A 16,662-nucleotide genomic window follows, 5' to 3' on the forward strand; every position below is an offset into this window, starting at 1 on the left:
TGTTTGTGGTGAATCAATAATCACAAGGCAGACAGGCACTTTCGCGTATCACACGCCGAACACCAGCAAACTCCGTGAAATATCCAGGCTCAGGGAGCGGTGGTTGGCCGCGCCGTCCGCAAGCTCCGGGCGCTCCTCAGGGAGCGGTGGTTGGCCGCGCCGTCCGCAAGCTCCGGGCGCTCCCTGAGCTGAGGAGCGGGGGCAGGTCGTTCTTTCGGATCAGGGAGCAGGTTGGGCCACGATGAGCGGAACGAGTTGCTCGGCGGTGGTCCAGGCGCCGTGGTGGCCGAGCATCATCGACTCCATCGTCTCGCGCTTGCTGCGGGTGAGGGTGGTGGCGCCGCGGGCCACGGCGACGACGTCGCCGATGCGTTGTGCCACAGCGTCACTGACGATCGGTCCGAACCACTCTTCGTCGATGGTCTGCTCGCGCGAGACCACGTGCGCGGCGTCGCCGAGATACGACGCCCAACCGCTCAGCACGTCGTCGGCCGATCCCGGTGTCGCATAGACGTGCCGGACCCGCGCCTCGCCGGCCACCGCGTCGACTCCGTCGAGCAGGGCGGGGGCGGTGTCGATGTCGATCGCCCGGTCGGCGGTGATCATCCCGTGGTCACCGGTGACGAGAAGTGTTGTGCCATCGCCCAGTTCGGAGGCAAGGTCGGCGACCAGCCGTTCGACGATGCGCAACTTCTCCAGCCACTCCGCCGACCCCGGGCCGTGGATGTGGCCCGCCATGTCGAGTTCGCTGTAGTAGGCATACACGAAACGCCGATGCCGACTCCGACGCCGCAGGGTGGTCAGCACGGCGTCGCGGATGCCGTCGGGCGTCACGGCTGGCAGGAACTGTCCCGACGCGCGGAAGGCCGCCATCGTCAGGCCGGTTCCGCGGAACTCGCCGGGCATCACATAGGTGACCCGGACACCCTCTGCGGCAAGCTCTTCGAGACTCCCACGCTCGGTGCGTACGAGGGCCGGGGGATAGGTCATCAAGGCCGACGGTCCGGAGGCGTCGTCTAGCGTCCAGCGCAGCGAGTTGAGCACTCGTCGTGACCCGCGGGTCCGGCATTCGTCACCCGGGCGGAAGCTGTACCCGATGATCCCGTGCACTCCGCACGACGTCCCGCCCGTCAGGCTCAGGATGCTGGTCGCGGTGGTCGCCGGAAACCCGGCACGCAGCGTCGTCGAGGTCAGTTCCCTGAGCGTCGGGGCATCCTCGGCGTAGTCGTCCAGCAGGGTCGCGCCCAGGCCGTCGATGAGCAGCAGCACCACCGAGTCGCTGGGCGGAACAACGGGTCCCGCACCCTCGGACGCGACCCCGAGTGCACCCGCCACCGCCGGCAACACGTCGGCGAGCGTGTGCGGATATCCGTGCCAGTCTGCCGGGGCCAGCTCCAGCGGACGCGCCACTTCCGTCACCGCGCCCCCGAACCGGCCGGTCCGAACACATAGTGTCCCGACCGCAGGAACCGGACCGCCCGACGCGCGTCTCCCTCGACGAGCAACGGCGACAACGCATCTCGCAGCGCGATCCGCCACCGGGCGGCGTCGAGCGGCGCGCTGACCCGCATCGACTCGACGTCACGCGGAACCTCGACGACGGCGCCGGCATCCGGTGTGATGCGCTCGTGGTGCGCGACGGGATGGGATGGCCGGTCGACGTCGATGACCGACACGGCCCCACCGGCGAGCGCCTCGTCCACCGACTCCACCGACCCCTCCGACCTCGACGACCCGTCCGGCACCGACGGCGCGGCGGACTTCAGGTCCCACGCCACCAACACCCGGTCGGAGTCGGCGTCGCCGCCCAGCTCGTCACCGAGTTCGCCGTAGAAATCCTCGTAGTAGTGCACGGGCGTCGCACCGAGCTTCGCGAGGTTGAAGTAGGCGTTCCGGGCGACCAGGGGATCGAAGGTCCAGGTGATCGTCGACAGTCCGCGTTCCAACGCCCAGCGACGCTGGTGCATCTTCAGCGCATGACCCACCTGATGGCCGCGGCCGCGGCGGGTGACCCCGGTGATGTGGCTGTGCAGGGTCTCGCCGACAGGCGCACCGAAGAACGCCACGCTGCCGCCGGCGAGGTGGTCGCCGATGAAGGCGCCGGCCACATAGTTGCCGGCGTGACTGAGCGCCCGCAGCATGTCGGTCCCCACGGGCCGGTTCGTCGGATCGGGCCGCCACACGTCGTCGAAGATCCGCAGCAGGTCCTCGAGCTCGTCGGGCGACGACAGTTCACGAACCTCCACACCGAGGGTTGCATCCGACATGGGGTCGATTCTGTCACCGCCCGACGACACCGGGGTCGGGGTTGGCCCAGTCCGCGCAACTACTATGAGCCCCATGTCCCGCACCGCCCGACCGTCCGACGCGTTCGCGCGCGTCGCCGCGGCCGGTGTGGTTCCCGCGGTCGCGGTCGCCGCGCACGGTGCGGCGAGCGGGGCGATGCCGAGTTCGTCGGGCGTCCTGCTGAGCGCCGCGATCGGCGTGGTCGCGGCGATGCTGCTCGCGCCGCGCCGGGGCCGGCTCACGACGGCGGCGGCGTCGACCACGCTGGTCCTGTCCGCTGCCCAGGCGGCGAGTCACTGGGCTCTCGGGCTCGACGCGGGGCACGCAGCCCACGACGCGTCGACGCTGCCGATGCTCCTCACTCACATGGTGGCGATCCCGCTCAGCGCGGTCGGAATCGTCGCCGGTGCCCATCTCCTGGCGTCGATCGGCTCGGTGATCCGATCGCTGGTGCCACCGGTCGCCGTCGCAGCACATCCGGCCGCTCCGGTGTTCTGGACGCCGCCTTGTGTTCCGGCCGCACCTGCGTTGTGCGGCACCGGCGTTCGCGGACCACCGGCCGCCTCCTGACGCCGCCCGGGCCCCAGACCAGAACGGTGTGGGGTCGATGCACGCGTCCACGAGGACCGGTCCCGACACCATCGAAAGACACAATCCATGAAGCTCAGTTCCCCGCGGGCGACGATCGCCCGCCGCATCACCGCGCCCGCCGCCGCCGTCGCCCTCGTCGGCCTCGCCTCCTTCGCGGGTGCGGGTGCCGCGTCGGCGCACGTCACCGCCAACGCGCCGACGGTCACCCAGGGCGGGTACGGCGTCGTCACCTTCGTCGTCCCCAACGAGTCCGACGCCGCCGCCACGACCGCGCTGCGGGTGACGCTGCCCGGGCTGACCTCGGCCCGCCCGGAGGTGATGCCCGGCTGGAAGTCCGTCGTCACCAAGAAGGACGACAAGGTCATAGAGATCACCTGGACCGCCGACCCGGGGTCGCCGGGGGTGCCGGTCGGGCAGTTCGGCCAGTTCCGGTTCTCCGGCGGACCGTTCCCCGAGCAGGAGACCGTCGAACTCCCCGCGCTGCAGACCTACGCCGACGGTGAGACCGCCGACTGGAGTCAGCCGACGCCCGACGACGGCTCCGAGCCCGAGCTGCCCGCACCGACGCTGACCCTGCCCCCGGCCACGGGCGACGGGCATCACGGCGGCTCGCACGCCGCCTCGACGACGGGCACCGCCGACGCTTCGGACACCTCCGAGTCGTCGGCATCGTCTGAGGACTCCGCCGCGCGCTGGCTCGGCGGGATCGGCCTGGTGGTCGGCACTCTCGGCGCGGTCATCGGCGTCGCGGCGCTGACAGCCCTGCGTCGCAATGGTCGTGGCGGCGGCGATGCCTGACCGTCGCGCGCCGGTTCGACGCGTCGTCCTGGTCCTCGCGACGCTGCTGTGTCTCGGGCTCGTCGGAACGTGGGCGGCGGCCCCGGCGTCGGCGCACTCGCGGCTGGTGTCCTCCGACCCCGCCGAGGGGGCGACGCTGCAGACCGGTCCGCAGACCGTGACGCTGACCTTCAACGAGCCGATCCAGTCGTCGTACGCGGTGCTCAACGTCGTCGGACCCGACGACCACTACTGGCAGAACGGCGACCCGACGGTCGACGGCCCCAACCTGCGTGTCGGGGTGCGCGAACTCGGTCCGGCCGGTGAGTACGTCGTCAACTACCGGGTGACCTCGGCCGATGGGCACGTCATCAGCGGACAGCGCACGTTCGAGCTCGCGGTCGCCGGCAACGGTGAACCCGGCCCGGCGATCGAAGCGGTCGATGCGTCGTCGGACGAGGGAATCCCGGTGTGGTGGTTCATCGCCGGCGCCGCCGTCGTCCTGATCGTCGGACTCGGCGTCGTGTTCTGGCTGAGCCGGCGACCCTCGACGCAGAGCTGACACCAGATGACCGTCCGCAACGGGTTGATCCTCGCGATGACCCTGGCCGGCGGTCTCGTGGTGAGCTGGTTGCTCGCCCGTCCCGACGGTCCGGATCTGGTCGCCGTGCCCACGACCCTCGCGCTCGGTGTCTCCGTGACGCTGCTCGGTCTGGGGGCGCTCCCGACGGTCGACGCCGAGCCTTCGACCCGGGTGATCGGCCTGCTGGCCGGGGTGTGGGTATTGGCCGTGCTGGTCAGCGCCTGGGTGCGGACGGCCGATCGGGCGGGTGTCGAGGTGCTCGACGTCAAGGCCGGCGACTTCGGCGACGTGCTGTTGTCGGGTGCGCCCGAGATGGTGGCGCTGGTGGCCGGGGTCCTGATCCTCGCGTGGGTGGTGCTGGACCTGCTGACGGGGATCGAGATCCCTGTGCTCGTGGTCGGAGCGCTCGCGGCGATCGGGGTGCTGGCCACCTCGATCGCCGGGCACGCCGGCAACAACTCGTGGGGGCCGTTCCTCATCGGTGCCCACGCGCTGGCCGCGGCCTGGTGGTGCGGACTGTTGGCGGCGATGCTGCTCTCGGTGCGCGGCCGGTCGGGGTGGGCGCGCAGTCTGCCGGTCTTCTCCGGCCGCGCACCCTGGGCCGTCGGGGTCCTCACGTTGACCGGCCTGATTTCCGGCCTGGTCGAGGTCGACGGTCCGGCGAACCTGGTGAGCAGCGGTTACGGCCGAATCCTGCTCGCCAAGGCCGCAGTCCTCGCGATCCTCGTGGGTCTCGCCGTCTGGCACCGCCGGCGGTGGCTACCGGCCGTGCAGCGGCATCGCAGCAGCGAGCCCGCCTCCGTGCGCGCAGCCGTCGTCGAGCTGGCGATCATGGCCGTGGCGCTGGGCCTCGCGGCCGGGCTGTCGGCGACCCCGCCGCTCTGAGTCGGTTGAGCCACCCCTTCCGCCGGCTGAGCCATCCCTTCCGCCGGCTGAGCCATCCCTTCCGCCGGCTGAGCTTGTCGAAGTCCCCCTTACCCGCTGGTTGAGCCGGCTCCGAGCGCAGCGAGGCGCCGTGTCGAAGCCACTTGCCGCGGTCACCAGGTGGTCTCGACGGGCGCGGCGTCCTCGCTGCGCTCGTTCGACGCTGCTCGACCAGCGGGGGGTAAATCGACCCTGCGCTACCCGCGGATCACTCGCCCATCGGCGGCCGCGATTGGTCCCACAGCGCGAGGAGTTCGTCGATGATGTCGGTCGACATGTGCAGGGTGCTGAGGTGACTCTCGCCGGGCATCTCGAAGAGCTTTGCGTCGGGGAGTAGCGACACCATGTGCTCGCCGTGGGCGTACGGGATGATGTGGTCGGCGTCGCCGTGCCACCAGCGCACGGGCACCGTGACGTCAACGACGCGGAAGCCCCAGTCCCGCGCGAACACGACGACGTCGGCGAATGGCGCGTTCATGCGCCGGCTTCCGCCGTGGAGCAGGTCGTCGAGGAACATGGCCCGGAATTCGGGGCGCGCCAACAGTTCTCGGTCCGCCTGCGGGGACAGTCGACCGTAGATGGAGATCGCGGGTTCGGCGATCGGCCGGGCGAAGCCGAGGGCGACGCTGAGCACCTGGCCGATCGGCGCGCCGGCCACGCTGACGAGCGGTGCGAGCAGCGTGCCGAGTCGCATGGCCCCGCCCTCGATGCGGTCGGTCCGACCGTCGGCGCGACACCGCCGAGGATGCCCGCCGCCGTCACCCGGTCGGGCATGGCATGGGCGACCCCGAGTGCGTACGGCCCGCCGCCCGACAGCCCGATGATCGCGAAGTCGTCGATGCCCAGGGCCTCGAGGACCTCGGCGAGGTCGGGTGCGAAGGCGGCGACGTTGTCGTACCGATGCGGGCTCGACGACCCCACGCCCGGCCGATCGAGCCCGATGAGGCGGATTCCGCGTTCGAGCGCGTACGCACGAGCTTCGACGGGGATCTGGCGCCGCGCGCCGGGGGTGCCGTGTAACCAGACGATTGCCCGTCCGGTGGCCGATCCGTACTCGGCGAATCCGATCCGACGATCACCGTCGGCGACGGCGATCGACCCCTCGATTTTCGGACGGGCGATGTCGATCATGTGATCAGCATCTCACGTACCGTTGGTGGCGTGATCCCCGAGTTCGTTCACGGCACCGCGCGCGCCATCCGCCACGTGTTCACCCCGTACCCGGCCCGGGACATCCCGGAGGGCCGGATGGTCGACCTCCCGGGGCGCGGGCGGGCGTTCGTCACCGACTCGGGCCCGCGCGATGCGCCCGCCGTCTTCCTCCTGCATTCGGTGCTCACCACCGGGTTGCTCTGCTGGTACCCGACGATCCCGGCGATCAACGACCGCTATCGCGTCATCACCCTGGACGCGCGCTGGCACGGCCGCGGCATCGAGTCCGACACCTTCGACCTCCGTGACTGCGCCGACGACGTCGTCGCCCTCGCCGACGTCCTGGGTATCGACCGGTTCACGGTCGCCGGGTTCTCGATGGGCGGCGGCATCGCCCAGCTGGTGTGGCGACGCCATCCGGCACGCGTCGCCGGACTGGTGCTCTGTTCGACCGGTCCGTACTTCAGTACGCACGATCCCCGGCACCGCGCGTCGTCCGAACGCGTGGGACGCATTCTCCGCCCCGTCTACCGCATCCTGCCGCGGGTGTCCGACAAGAGCCTCGACAAAGCGGCCCACACCACCATCTGGGCGCTCCGGCAGTTCCTCTCGACGCCGCTGGTCCACCTCGGCGACTTTGGAAATGGGCTGGGAGAGTTCGACTCTCGCGGATGGCTCCACGAGGTCGACGTCCCGACCGCCGTCGTCGTCTCCATCCGCGACCGAGTCGTCGAGCCCGAACGGCAGCAGCTGCTGATCGACGGCATCCCCGGCGCACAGCGTTTCGAGGTCGACGGCGGGCACGCCTGCTGCGTCCTCGGCGCGCGCTACTTCATCCCACCGTTTGCCGAGGCACTCGACGCCGTGGTGCCTCGGGATCGGTCGTCAGTGGCGGCGCACTGACAGAGCCGCCGTTCACACTGTGGAGTTGTCAAGGGACGGATGCGGTCCCGGGTGTGGCCCGGGTGCGGAAGGTGCTACGCGAGAACTGTTGTGGGACGTCGGTCAGGCGGCGTCGTCGAGTCGCATGGTGCGTCGGTTGTAGGCGGGTAGGGGTCGGCGCTGCGTGTCGATACTGGCGGGTGGGACGAGCCAGGGGTGTCGGTCGAAGCCCATTACGATGTCCCAGCCGTGGTGGTGGACCTGGGTGTGGCAGCGCTGGCACAGTAGGCAGCCGTTGTCGAGGTCAGTGGGTCCGCCGTCGGCCCACGACTTGATGTGATGCACCTGTGTATGAGAGGGCGGCGCACCGCATTTGATGCAGCAGGCGTCGCGGATGATGATCGCTTTGCGGAGGTGTGCCGGATACAGCCGATGGGTGTGGCCCATCTGCAGTGGTACCCCCTCACTGTCGAGGATGATCTCCGTGAGCGAGCCGTCGCACGACGCCTGTCTTGCGGTCGCTTGGCTGACCGATCCGGTCCACGGCAGCGTGGCCGGGTCTCCGGTCGCGGGGATCGTCAGCATCAACTGGGTGCGTGGACTTCCGACGCTGTCGATAGTCGCGCCTACCGCTGCTTGGTCGAGAATCAGCTCGAACGCATCGGCACGGCGCTGCTCAGCGGTGCGTCGATCCTCCGCTCCGTCGGGTTCGGGTCGTGGGCAGGCGCGTTCGTCGATCATCGCGAGGAGCTTCTCGCCGACGACCTGGGTGAGGTCGGCGCGGACTTCGACGCGGCCGTCGTCGGTGGTGTGGGCGTTGACCGAGTTCAGCGATGGGTCGTCAGCTACGGGGATGCCCTTGTCGGAGGCGTCGGCAAGGCTGTTGGCGATCGCGCGAGCGTGTTTGAGCACTTGCGTCGGTGTCGCGCCTGAGAGCGCTTGGGCGATGAGGTCGATCTCGTACCTTGATCGCCCATCATCGGAAATGCCGTCGGCGCAGCACTTCTCGATCTGGTTGACGCCGCGGACGATGGCGTCGACTACTTCGCTGGACAGTCGCCCGTCGGCGGCATGACGCGCCAGGGCCGGCAACGTAGGCAGAGCGTCGACACTTCGCATGGTGCGTTGAGTAGCAGCCGGTGCATGGCCTGACTCGATCAGCAACTTCTTGGTGGTGCTGCCGGCTTTCTGGGCGACGCCGAGTTCGTCGAGTTGTGCCGTGTGGGTGACGATCTGGTGGTCGACGGTGTTGCGGATCAAGCGCAGCGTCTCGAGCGCGTCGAATGTTGATCGGCCCGTGGGGTCGTCGGCGGGTGGGGTGGTCTCGATGAGCTGATCGAGAAGAGTGGCGAGCTCTGGCATGACTCCAAGGTACAGGAACATTCGTTCGATTTCGAGGAGTTTCCACAAGCCGGGAACAGCGAATTCATCGACTGTGCACCGTTTTTCGTCGACTGCGCGGTAACTGTTGTCAGTAATTGACTCCAGTCACACCCGTTTCGAGTTCGCGCCCAGAATTGGTGATTCGCGCCATGACCACGAGCCCCACGGGCGGTCAGGTAGCGGCCTTCGTGATGCAGACGAACGCCCACTCGGTGCTCGTCATCCCCACAGAGATCGGCGGTGGCCGGCAGGTCGAAGTTCGGCGACACCTGCGCGAGTGGCGCGTAGACCTCCTTGCGCTCAGCGGGTCCGCCGAAGCCCGCCACGCCGACCGCCTGCGGTCGGTGGTGTAAGCGGCGCCGTGCCGTACCGGGCGCTGCCAGTCGTCCCCGTTGTCGGTGATGCCGACCGTCAGGTCGACCGCGCTTGACGGATCCTCTGGTTCGACGTGCGCAACGGCCAGGCCGCCGCCAGGGGATCGTCCCCTCGCCGAGGCCGACGAGCGGTCCGACGCACTCCGCGCCACAGAGGTGGCCCGACGCGGAGGGTGCAGCCGATGGCGGTGGATGTGCCGAATGGTCACTGTCACCGCGTGTAAGTGGCCGAGGTCTGCTGGTCCGGTCGCGAGGACGCAGAGCGCCAACACCGCCGTTGTCAAACGACCAGAAGTCGACGCAGTAGCACCGCGTGACGTCTACGTGGTCTCGCGAATGGACTCACGACGATCCCGCCGAGACTGCTGACTGACAAGTAATGCTTGTCTATGATGTTCCGCAGTGGCCCTACCGCCCCAACGTCTCGACATTGTTGCCGAACCACACGAAACGTTTATGAATAGCTGCAGCGCAGCATCTTTAGCGTTGCGACACGGTCAGGTGACCCACTTTTCCAGGTGTGACATCAACTACAAATCCGTGCCGTAAGTCGCGTGACTCCAGACCAGGCCGCGGCCCAGTCGGCGATCCCGCACGACGCGATACATTGCTCAAATAAGCTGTAGCACAACTGAAAACGTGAGTCATCTGGACCGCGCGTCGAGCCCTCATCCTGCACCGGCACGGCCGTTGCTCACGTAGTCGGTGCGGTAGATTTGCTCCATCAACTTTCTTTTTAGCGTTACGCTCTGTTCAGTTCGCGATTCGGTCGCCAGGGGAGGCCCGCAGGGTTGGCACCGGAGCCGCGTCTGGCGTTGGAGCCCACTGCTCAGGCGCCGACCTGGGGAGGATCTCGATGACTGTTCTCGATTCAGTCGTGCCCGCGTCGCCGCCATCTGCGGACGTCGACGCCGACGCGGCTTCGGCGCCGGCACAAGGCGCGGCTCGTCGCACATGGCGAGCGACGCTGACCGCGCCGCGTGAGATGTCGATGGGCGCCCGGTATGCGTCGACGATCGGTGCGGGCATGCTGGCGTTCGCGCCGGCCATCGCTGCCGAGTTCGACGCGCTCCGCCAGGGGTCGCCGACGGCGTATCTGCTGTTCGTACCCCTGTGGTGTCTGATGATCGCCTTCGGGCTCGACGTCTCGTCGCGGGGGCGTGAGATCGGTGACGGCGAGTTCGACCGCATTCTGGTCGTCGTCGTGGGCGGCGCGCTCGGACTGACCGCTGCCCTGGTCATCCCGCGGATTCCGGCCGTCGCGGCGTTCTGGCACGCCGATCTGATCCCGCTTCTCATCTGGGTATTCGCGGCGTCGATCGTGGTCTTCGGGATCCGACGCGTCGTCCGCGACTACCTCATCTGGTTGTTCCTCCTGACCTGCTTCCCGCCGAACTACCTGCTCATGGGGCAGGTGCTCGGCGGCACGACCGTCGCCTTCGGCGCGTTGTCCGTGGCGATTGCCCTCGTCGTGACGTACATGTCGCTGCGTCGGCACCCGCGGGTCGCCCTCGCCACCGCGGCGCTGTCCGGCGTCGGCGGCGCGGTGCTGGTTGCGGTACTCCACGACATCCCGCTCCTGGCCTACACGGTTCCCGCTGGCGCGGTGACCGCGATCGCGATCGTCGCACGACTTCGGTTCGGGAGAACGGGCTCGGCACGCGCCGGTCTGCCCAAGCAGTCCATCGCCACCCTGGCGTCGGCCTGGTTGGTGGCACTGGTGATCCTGGCGGTGACTCCGTTCGCACCGGAGTCGCCGAAACCCGTTGTGTCACCGCCCATCGGCGAGGAGTGGCTCGAGCAGTTGCGGACGCTGGGTATCGGGATCACCGAGCCCGAGGTGTTCGACTGGGGTCCGCGGGTCATGGGGTCCGACGGTGACGTGCGTCGGTACCGCGTCACGACGGGGCAGACCGGTCCGGAGAACAGGCCGCTGTCCACCGCCTATCTCGACGTGTTCTCCACCGCGGATCTGGGCCGCTTCTCCAGTTACCGCCGTGGTCTCTGGTACGAGACGGTGCCGCCGGCGACGATCCACTCGACTCCCGCCTCTTCGGACGGCCGACACACCCGGCTCGGCAGCATCGCCAACACCCTGGAGTCGGTCCGCACCTCGGATCAAACACTGTGGACCGGTCGATTCTGGGGTTGGCGAGTTCCCACGCCAGCCGGTGAGCGCTACATCGCCGTCTACCTGATGGCCGCGCGTGATCAGCCGGGATCGTCGAACGTCGCCGAGCCGAAGCCGCCCAGTTATGCCACCACCGTCGCCGAACCCATCAGTTGGCTCATCCGCGGTGGCGACGACACCCCGGACCCCGTCGACGACTCCGACCTCGATGTCGCGCTGACCGATCTCGCGTGGTCGATGATCGACGCCGTCGAACGACCAGCTCGGTGACCGCCCCCGACGCGGGACGGGTTATGGACGCGCGGCATGTCTCCACCCTGTCGGCACAACATCCGTTGAGCCGCAGGCAGCGTCTCGGCCTCGTCGTGCTCGCGATCGTGACCGCGGCAGCGTTCCTCCTGACCTGGCGGGTCTCACTCGCGGTCATCTTGAGCATCTGCGCTCTGTACTTCCTGGTCTCGAGCGTCGACAAGTTCGTGCTCGTCACCCGCGGCATGACCGGCAGGGGAGTGCTGCGGGTGTCCGACGACGACGCACGCGCGATTCCCGACGCCGACCTGCCGGTCTACACCGTGTTGCTGCCGGTCTACGGGGAACCCGAGATCGTCGCCAACCTGGTCGCCGGTGTCGGCAAGATCGATTATCCCGCAGACAAACTCGACATCCTGTTGGTCCTCGAGGCCGACGACCACGAGACCCGAGCCGCCGTCGAACACGCCGACCTCGACGGGATCACCCCGGTGCTGGTCCCGCCGAGCGAACCGCGGACCAAACCCAAGGCGTGCAACGTCGCCATGGATCTGCCATCGGAACGCAGCGACATCGTCACCATCTACGACGCTGAAGACATCCCGGATCCGCTGCAATTGCGCAGAGCGGCAGCCGTCTTCGCCGCGAGTCCGCCCGAGGTCGGCTCGGTGCAGGCCCGGCTCGGGTACTACAACGAGCGCGAGAACCTGCTGACCCGATGGTTCGCCATCGAATACGACCAGTGGTTCTCCTACACGCTCCCCGCATTGAGTGCGTCGAAGTGTGTGATCCCCCTCGGCGGGACGTCGAACCACATCCGCACCGACGTGCTGCGGGAGGTCGGCGGATGGGATGCCTACAACGTCACCGAGGACGCCGATCTCGGAATCCGGCTGGCGCGCTACGGATATCGCACGGTCGTCCTGGACTCACTCACCGGCGAAGAGGCGAACGCCGACGTGGTGAACTGGGTGCGGCAGCGCTCGCGCTGGTACAAGGGTTATCTTCAGACCTTCCTGGTGCACACCCGCCACCCGGTCGACATGGTCCGTGAACTCGGACTCGTTCCGGCGCTGCGTATCTCGAACCTGACCGCGGGCATGCCGATCGCCAACACCCTCAACCTGCTGTTCTGGACGCTGCTGCTGGTGTGGTTCGCCGGGAAACCCGATTTCATGCATTCCCTGTTTCCGGGTCCCATCTACTACCTGTGTGTCCTGATGTTCACCGTCGGGAACCTGGCCACCATCATGCTGGGCGTCGTGTCGACCCGCACCCTCGGCAAGCCCTACTTACTCGGTGCCGCGCTGCTCGTGCCCGGGTACTGGTTCCTTCAGTCCATGGCTGCGATCAAGAGCATGGCGCAGCTCATCTACAAGCCCTCCTACTGGGAGAAGACCGTGCACGGACTCTCGGCCATGCCCGGTGTGTCCCGACCGCCGAAAGGTCCTGAGAATGTCTAGCAACAGTCCTGTCCGCCTGCGACGCCTCCTGGGAGCGGTCCTGGCGGCGCTGATCGTCGGCATGGGAGCGGTGGCTCCGGCCGCGGCGGCGCCGGGAGACGGCACGACGACGCTCAACTGGCGGCAACTGGGAATGGGCACCTCGGTCACGATCGACGGCGCCGACGTTCCGGTCGGAGTGAGCATCCCGGTGCCGCAGGGGATGTCACCGACCACGCTGACCGGTGTGGTTGCGTCGGCGACCAACGTGACCGACGCCTTCATCCAGGTCGCCCGCACCGACGGCACGATCATCGGTACCGTCGTCGTACCGAGGTTCGGTCCGCGGCAGCTCAGCACCGCGTTTTCCGTTCCGCTGACCGCAGTGCCCGTGGGCGACAACGGCCGTGCGGATCTGCGACTGACGCTGCGCAACGGGACCGACGATTCGGTGTGCGGACCGGTGCCGGAGGTCGCGCTGACCAGCCTGAACGTCGCCTTCCGGGGCGCCGTGACGGTGCCCGCCACCATTCAGGATGCGTTCGGGACCGTGGTCAACCGGGTGACCGTGTACACCCCGGAGGACCCGAGTGCCGCGGCCGCGCAGACCACGCTCGGCGTCGTCGCCGCCATCGCGAATCACTATCGTCCGCAACGTGTTGCGATCGACGTGGTGGAGTCGGCCGATGCCCGGTTGCCGCGCGCGGCCAGTCCGCTGGACCGGGCGGTCGTCATCCGCGAGGAGGGTGGGGCGGGGAGTGTCCGTCTGGAACGTGCGGGACTTCCCGGGGCCGTGTTGGTGATCAGCGGTGATCAGGATTCCTTGCCCGATCAGGTGGCGCTCTTTCGCGACGGGCTGACCGACCTTGCCCAGACAGACTCCGCCGCGGTCGAATCCGTCGGAGACCGCGAGGTGCAGGGTTCGGATTCGGTGACCTTCGGGGAGTTCTCCGATCGGCTGTCGGTGGAGGCTCTCGGAACCGCCTCGCTGGTACCGGGTTTCGATCCGACGATCCTCGCCCTCGGTCGGCCCGGTGCGGTCGACGTCGCGCTGAAGGCGCGCTACACCCCGGTCCGCGACGACGAGCGGGCGAACGTCATGGCCGTCACCCGCGGCGAGATCCTGCACACGAGTGCGCTGAACGCGTCCGGATCGCTGGACACGAAGTTCACAATCCCCGCCGCGCAGGTGGCAGCCAACGAGCCGCTCGAATTCCGGGTCTCCTACGAGCCGGCCCCGGGCGCCTGTTCGCCTCGCAGTGTGCCGCTGACGTTCCAGATCGACCCGTCGTCGACCGCGTCGTCGAGCACGACTCCCGTTCGGATGGGCGGTTTCTCGTCGGTGCCACTCGGGTGGCAGCCGACCGTCCAGGTCGCGCTCGACAACACCAACCCGGCGCAGCTCGACGCCGCCGCCGAACTGCTCGCGTCGGTGCAGCGCAGTTCGGCCACCGCACTGTCGCCGGTGCTGGTGCCGCTGGATCAGGCGATCGCCAGCAATACCGGCGCACTCGTGGTGGCCGATGCGGCGAACGCCCGCCCGCTGAATCCGCCGATCAACACCGAGGATTCGTCCACGCTCGTCGACCTGGCCGCGCAGATCAGGCTGGCGATCCCGGACGGGCTGGGCACCATCCAGGCGTTCTCGCAGAACTCGCGCACGGTGGTGTTGGTGAGCACCTCGGGGTCGTGGGATCTGGTCGACCCGCTGTTCGCGTATCTCGATGATCAGCAGGGAGATCTGGCGAACCTCCGCGGTGACGTCCTGGTGGCCGGCCGCGCGGGTCAGCCCGAGCTGATGACCGTGCGGGCCGACGGTCCGCAGGCCGAGGTCGATCAGGTCGGCACCAGTTGGGTGGTGTGGCTGGGTGTCAGCGCCGCCGTCGTCGCAATCGCAGTCCTCGTTTCGGTGGCGATCATGTTGTATCGCAGACGCTTCGGCGGCTCGGGCGATCCCGCTGACGGCTCGACTACATGACCGTCGAGCTTCACGACGACGCCTCGGCACCGGCGGCCGGTGTGCAGCCGCCGGTGAGTGAGGGCCGTCGACGGCTCACCGCGACGCAGTGGTGGGGTATGTCGCTGTTCACCGGTCTGGTCGCCGGGTATCTGGCGGTCGGTGCGTACCTGTATTTCGCTGTCGGATACATCAATCCTGACGCGAGCAGTCGCGTGGGCAACGCCGGGTTCACCATCTGGAGCCGGGACCCGCATCTGGGCGCGATCGGCTTCGTGTGGAATCCGTTGCCGAGTCTGATCGAGATCCCGCTCGTCGAACTGTCGTCGCACTGGCCGCTGAACCAGTGGCCCGAGTTGCGTCGCGTCGGATTCGCCGGTGCGGTCATGAGCGCGGTGTTCATGGCCGGTGCCGGGTGGCAGGTTCGGCGTATCGCCCTCGATTACGGTGCCGGCCGTCTGCTGCGCTGGATCGCGGTCGCGGCGTTCGCGCTGAACCCGATGATCATCCTGTACGCGGGGATGGGGATGAGCGAGGCGCCGTTCCTGTTCTTCCTGCTGTGGACCTGCCGTCGAATCCTGCTGTGGGTGAATCGATCACGTGTGCTCGATCTGGTCATCGCCGGCGTCGCCCTGGTTTTGGCGTATCTGACGCGCTACGAGGCGCTACCCGCGGCCGCGGGTGTGGCGGTCGGGGTGTTCGTGGTGTCGACCCGTCGGCACCGTCCCGAAGGAGTCTCCGGACGCGCGGGGTGGCGGGCCGGAGCCCCCTTCGGCGTGCACGACGCGACCATCGTGGCCATGCCCACCGCGTTCGCGTTCGTGGTGTGGGCGGGCCTCGGCTGGCTCCTCGACGGGAATGCGTTTTCCCAGTTCTCCTCGCAGTACGGCAACTCGGCGCAGGTGGAAGCGGCGGGGATCGTCTCGGCGGAGGACGTCGGAGCGGGTCCGCTGGCGGAGGTGATCGTCGCGAACCTGCTCGGCATGCAACCGCTGCTGTTCGCGGTGTTGCCGGTCGTGGCCTGGATCGCGGTCCGGTTGCGCAGGGTCGACGCCGCGGTCCCGGCAGTCGTGTTCGGTTCGGTTCTGCTGTTCCAGATGTCCGCGGTGATCCTCGGCTCGACCTTCGGCTGGTTCCGCTTCTACCTGGCGTCTACGCCGCTGATCGTCGTCGCGGTCCTCGTCGCGTGCGGGCCCGCCCACCGTCTGCTCCCTGAGGTGCGAGGAGCGCAAGCCGCCGGGCTTCTTCCGCTCCCTGAGGTGCGAGGAGCGCAGGCCGCCGGGCTCCCTTTGCTCCCTGAGGTGCGAGGAGCGTTAGCGACGAGCCACGAAGGGTCCGGTGACCTACACACTGCGCCCACCCGCCGCTCCTTGAGCAGCGACCGGAGCTTGCGGAGGTCGTGTGTCGAAAGGACCACCCTCACCACACTCATGGCGCTGGTCCTGGCGACCTCGTTACCGGTGACCGCGTCGTCGATGCTCAACCCGGCGCTGGGCAAGGAGGAGTACGGCCTGCGCTCGGCGTTCTGGCCTGATCGCCACCCGCCGTCGGAGTTCTGGTTCTACTGGTTCGGCGAGGTCTCGGGCAACGTCGCCGCCTGGCTGGACAGTCAGAATCTGCCGGAGGGCTCCGTTCTCGTCGACACCTTCGGGGTCTCGCGCGTCTGGCTGGAGTCCGAGCGCCCCGAACAGTTCGTCGTGCGCAGCGACTTCGACTTCTTCGCGAAGCTGAACGCACCCGCCGAGCAGGGCGTGCAGTACATCCTCACGCAGCGACCGACCGGCCTCGGCTCACTCGACGCCATCAACGTTCGCTATCCAACGCTCTGGGACGACGGCGCCGGCATCGCGACGGTCGCCATGACGGTGACGACGCCGACTGGCAAACCGCAGTTCCGGATCTATCGGATCAAGGAGTGACACCTGCAGGTT

At 68.4% G+C, this 16,662-nt stretch carries 15 protein-coding genes; 10 read left to right on the top strand and 5 right to left on the bottom strand.

From position 1 onward, the window contains the following. Window positions 1-219: 219 nt before the first annotated feature. Both ACFUEJ_RS22605 and ACFUEJ_RS22610 read right to left on the bottom strand, forming a co-directional pair. Window positions 220-1,410, bottom strand: a complete 1,191-nt coding sequence (locus tag ACFUEJ_RS22605) for an alkaline phosphatase family protein (protein ID WP_307814806.1) — start codon at window positions 1,408-1,410, stop codon at window positions 220-222. Window positions 1,411-1,415: 5 nt separating this feature from the next. Continuing rightward, on the bottom strand, window positions 1,416-2,267 hold the full coding sequence (locus ACFUEJ_RS22610) for a GNAT family N-acetyltransferase (protein ID WP_205334045.1): 852 nt from the start codon (window positions 2,265-2,267) through the stop codon (window positions 1,416-1,418). 73 nt (window positions 2,268-2,340) lie between these two features. On the opposite strand from ACFUEJ_RS22610, the gene ACFUEJ_RS22615 reads away from it, so the two are divergent. The 4 genes from ACFUEJ_RS22615 (at window position 2,341) to ACFUEJ_RS22630 (ending at window position 5,122) form a co-directional block, all read left to right on the top strand. Further along, entirely contained in the window at window positions 2,341-2,856 is a 516-nt protein-coding gene (locus tag ACFUEJ_RS22615; RefSeq protein WP_388032026.1) for a YtxH domain-containing protein, read from the top strand. An 87-nt stretch (window positions 2,857-2,943) separates the two neighbouring features. Beyond that, complete coding sequence (locus tag ACFUEJ_RS22620) at window positions 2,944-3,675, top strand: YcnI family protein (RefSeq protein ID WP_388032029.1); 732 nt, start codon at window positions 2,944-2,946, stop codon at window positions 3,673-3,675. Beyond that, window positions 3,668-4,216, top strand: coding sequence for a copper resistance protein CopC (locus tag ACFUEJ_RS22625; RefSeq protein WP_388032032.1), 549 nt, complete (start codon window positions 3,668-3,670; stop codon window positions 4,214-4,216). Before ACFUEJ_RS22620 ends, ACFUEJ_RS22625 begins: the two co-directional genes overlap by 8 nt. 6 nt (window positions 4,217-4,222) lie before the next feature. Then, entirely contained in the window at window positions 4,223-5,122 is a 900-nt protein-coding gene (locus ACFUEJ_RS22630; protein WP_388032035.1) for a copper resistance D family protein, read from the top strand. A gap of 247 nt (window positions 5,123-5,369) precedes the next feature. On the opposite strand, the gene ACFUEJ_RS22635 is transcribed toward ACFUEJ_RS22630, so the two are convergent. Continuing rightward, complete coding sequence (locus tag ACFUEJ_RS22635; RefSeq protein WP_388032037.1) at window positions 5,370-5,639, bottom strand: alpha/beta fold hydrolase; 270 nt, start codon at window positions 5,637-5,639, stop codon at window positions 5,370-5,372. Next, window positions 5,636-6,292 (bottom strand): alpha/beta fold hydrolase, encoded by a 657-nt coding sequence (locus ACFUEJ_RS22640; protein WP_388032039.1) that lies wholly within the window; start codon window positions 6,290-6,292, stop codon window positions 5,636-5,638. The genes ACFUEJ_RS22635 and ACFUEJ_RS22640 overlap by 4 nt, the downstream gene beginning before the upstream one ends. A 30-nt stretch (window positions 6,293-6,322) precedes the next feature. Between ACFUEJ_RS22640 and ACFUEJ_RS22645 the strand changes: the two genes are divergently transcribed. Continuing rightward, window positions 6,323-7,216 carry an alpha/beta fold hydrolase gene (locus ACFUEJ_RS22645; RefSeq protein WP_388032041.1) on the top strand — a complete coding sequence of 298 codons (894 nt, stop codon included), beginning with the start codon at window positions 6,323-6,325 and terminating at the stop codon, window positions 7,214-7,216. Window positions 7,217-7,318: 102 nt separating this feature from the next. On the opposite strand, the gene ACFUEJ_RS22650 is transcribed toward ACFUEJ_RS22645, so the two are convergent. Next, window positions 7,319-8,578: a DUF222 domain-containing protein gene (locus ACFUEJ_RS22650; protein ID WP_388032044.1), complete on the bottom strand. Its 1,260-nt coding sequence runs from the start codon at window positions 8,576-8,578 to the stop codon at window positions 7,319-7,321. Window positions 8,579-8,727: 149 nt separating this feature from the next. Between ACFUEJ_RS22650 and ACFUEJ_RS22655 the strand changes: the two genes are divergently transcribed. The 5 genes from ACFUEJ_RS22655 to ACFUEJ_RS22675 all read left to right on the top strand — a co-directional run bounded on the left by ACFUEJ_RS22655 (window position 8,728) and on the right by ACFUEJ_RS22675 (window position 16,650). Beyond that, entirely contained in the window at window positions 8,728-8,931 is a 204-nt protein-coding gene (locus ACFUEJ_RS22655; RefSeq protein WP_388032046.1) for a hypothetical protein, read from the top strand. An 877-nt stretch (window positions 8,932-9,808) separates the two neighbouring features. Continuing rightward, entirely contained in the window at window positions 9,809-11,353 is a 1,545-nt protein-coding gene (locus ACFUEJ_RS22660; protein ID WP_388032049.1) for a hypothetical protein, read from the top strand. A 23-nt stretch (window positions 11,354-11,376) separates the two neighbouring features. Then, window positions 11,377-12,795, top strand: coding sequence for a glycosyltransferase family 2 protein (locus ACFUEJ_RS22665; protein ID WP_388032077.1), 1,419 nt, complete (start codon window positions 11,377-11,379; stop codon window positions 12,793-12,795). Next, on the top strand, window positions 12,788-14,752 hold the full coding sequence (locus ACFUEJ_RS22670; RefSeq protein WP_388032051.1) for a hypothetical protein: 1,965 nt from the start codon (window positions 12,788-12,790) through the stop codon (window positions 14,750-14,752). Before ACFUEJ_RS22665 ends, ACFUEJ_RS22670 begins: the two co-directional genes overlap by 8 nt. Next, window positions 14,749-16,650, top strand: a complete 1,902-nt coding sequence (locus ACFUEJ_RS22675; RefSeq protein WP_388032054.1) for an ArnT family glycosyltransferase — start codon at window positions 14,749-14,751, stop codon at window positions 16,648-16,650. Before ACFUEJ_RS22670 ends, ACFUEJ_RS22675 begins: the two co-directional genes overlap by 4 nt. Window positions 16,651-16,662: the final 12 nt, after the last annotated feature.

Origin of the sequence: Gordonia sp. NPDC057258 (assembly GCF_042668985.1) — a bacterium.
Classification (GTDB): Bacteria; Actinomycetota; Actinomycetes; order Mycobacteriales; family Mycobacteriaceae; genus Gordonia; species Gordonia hongkongensis.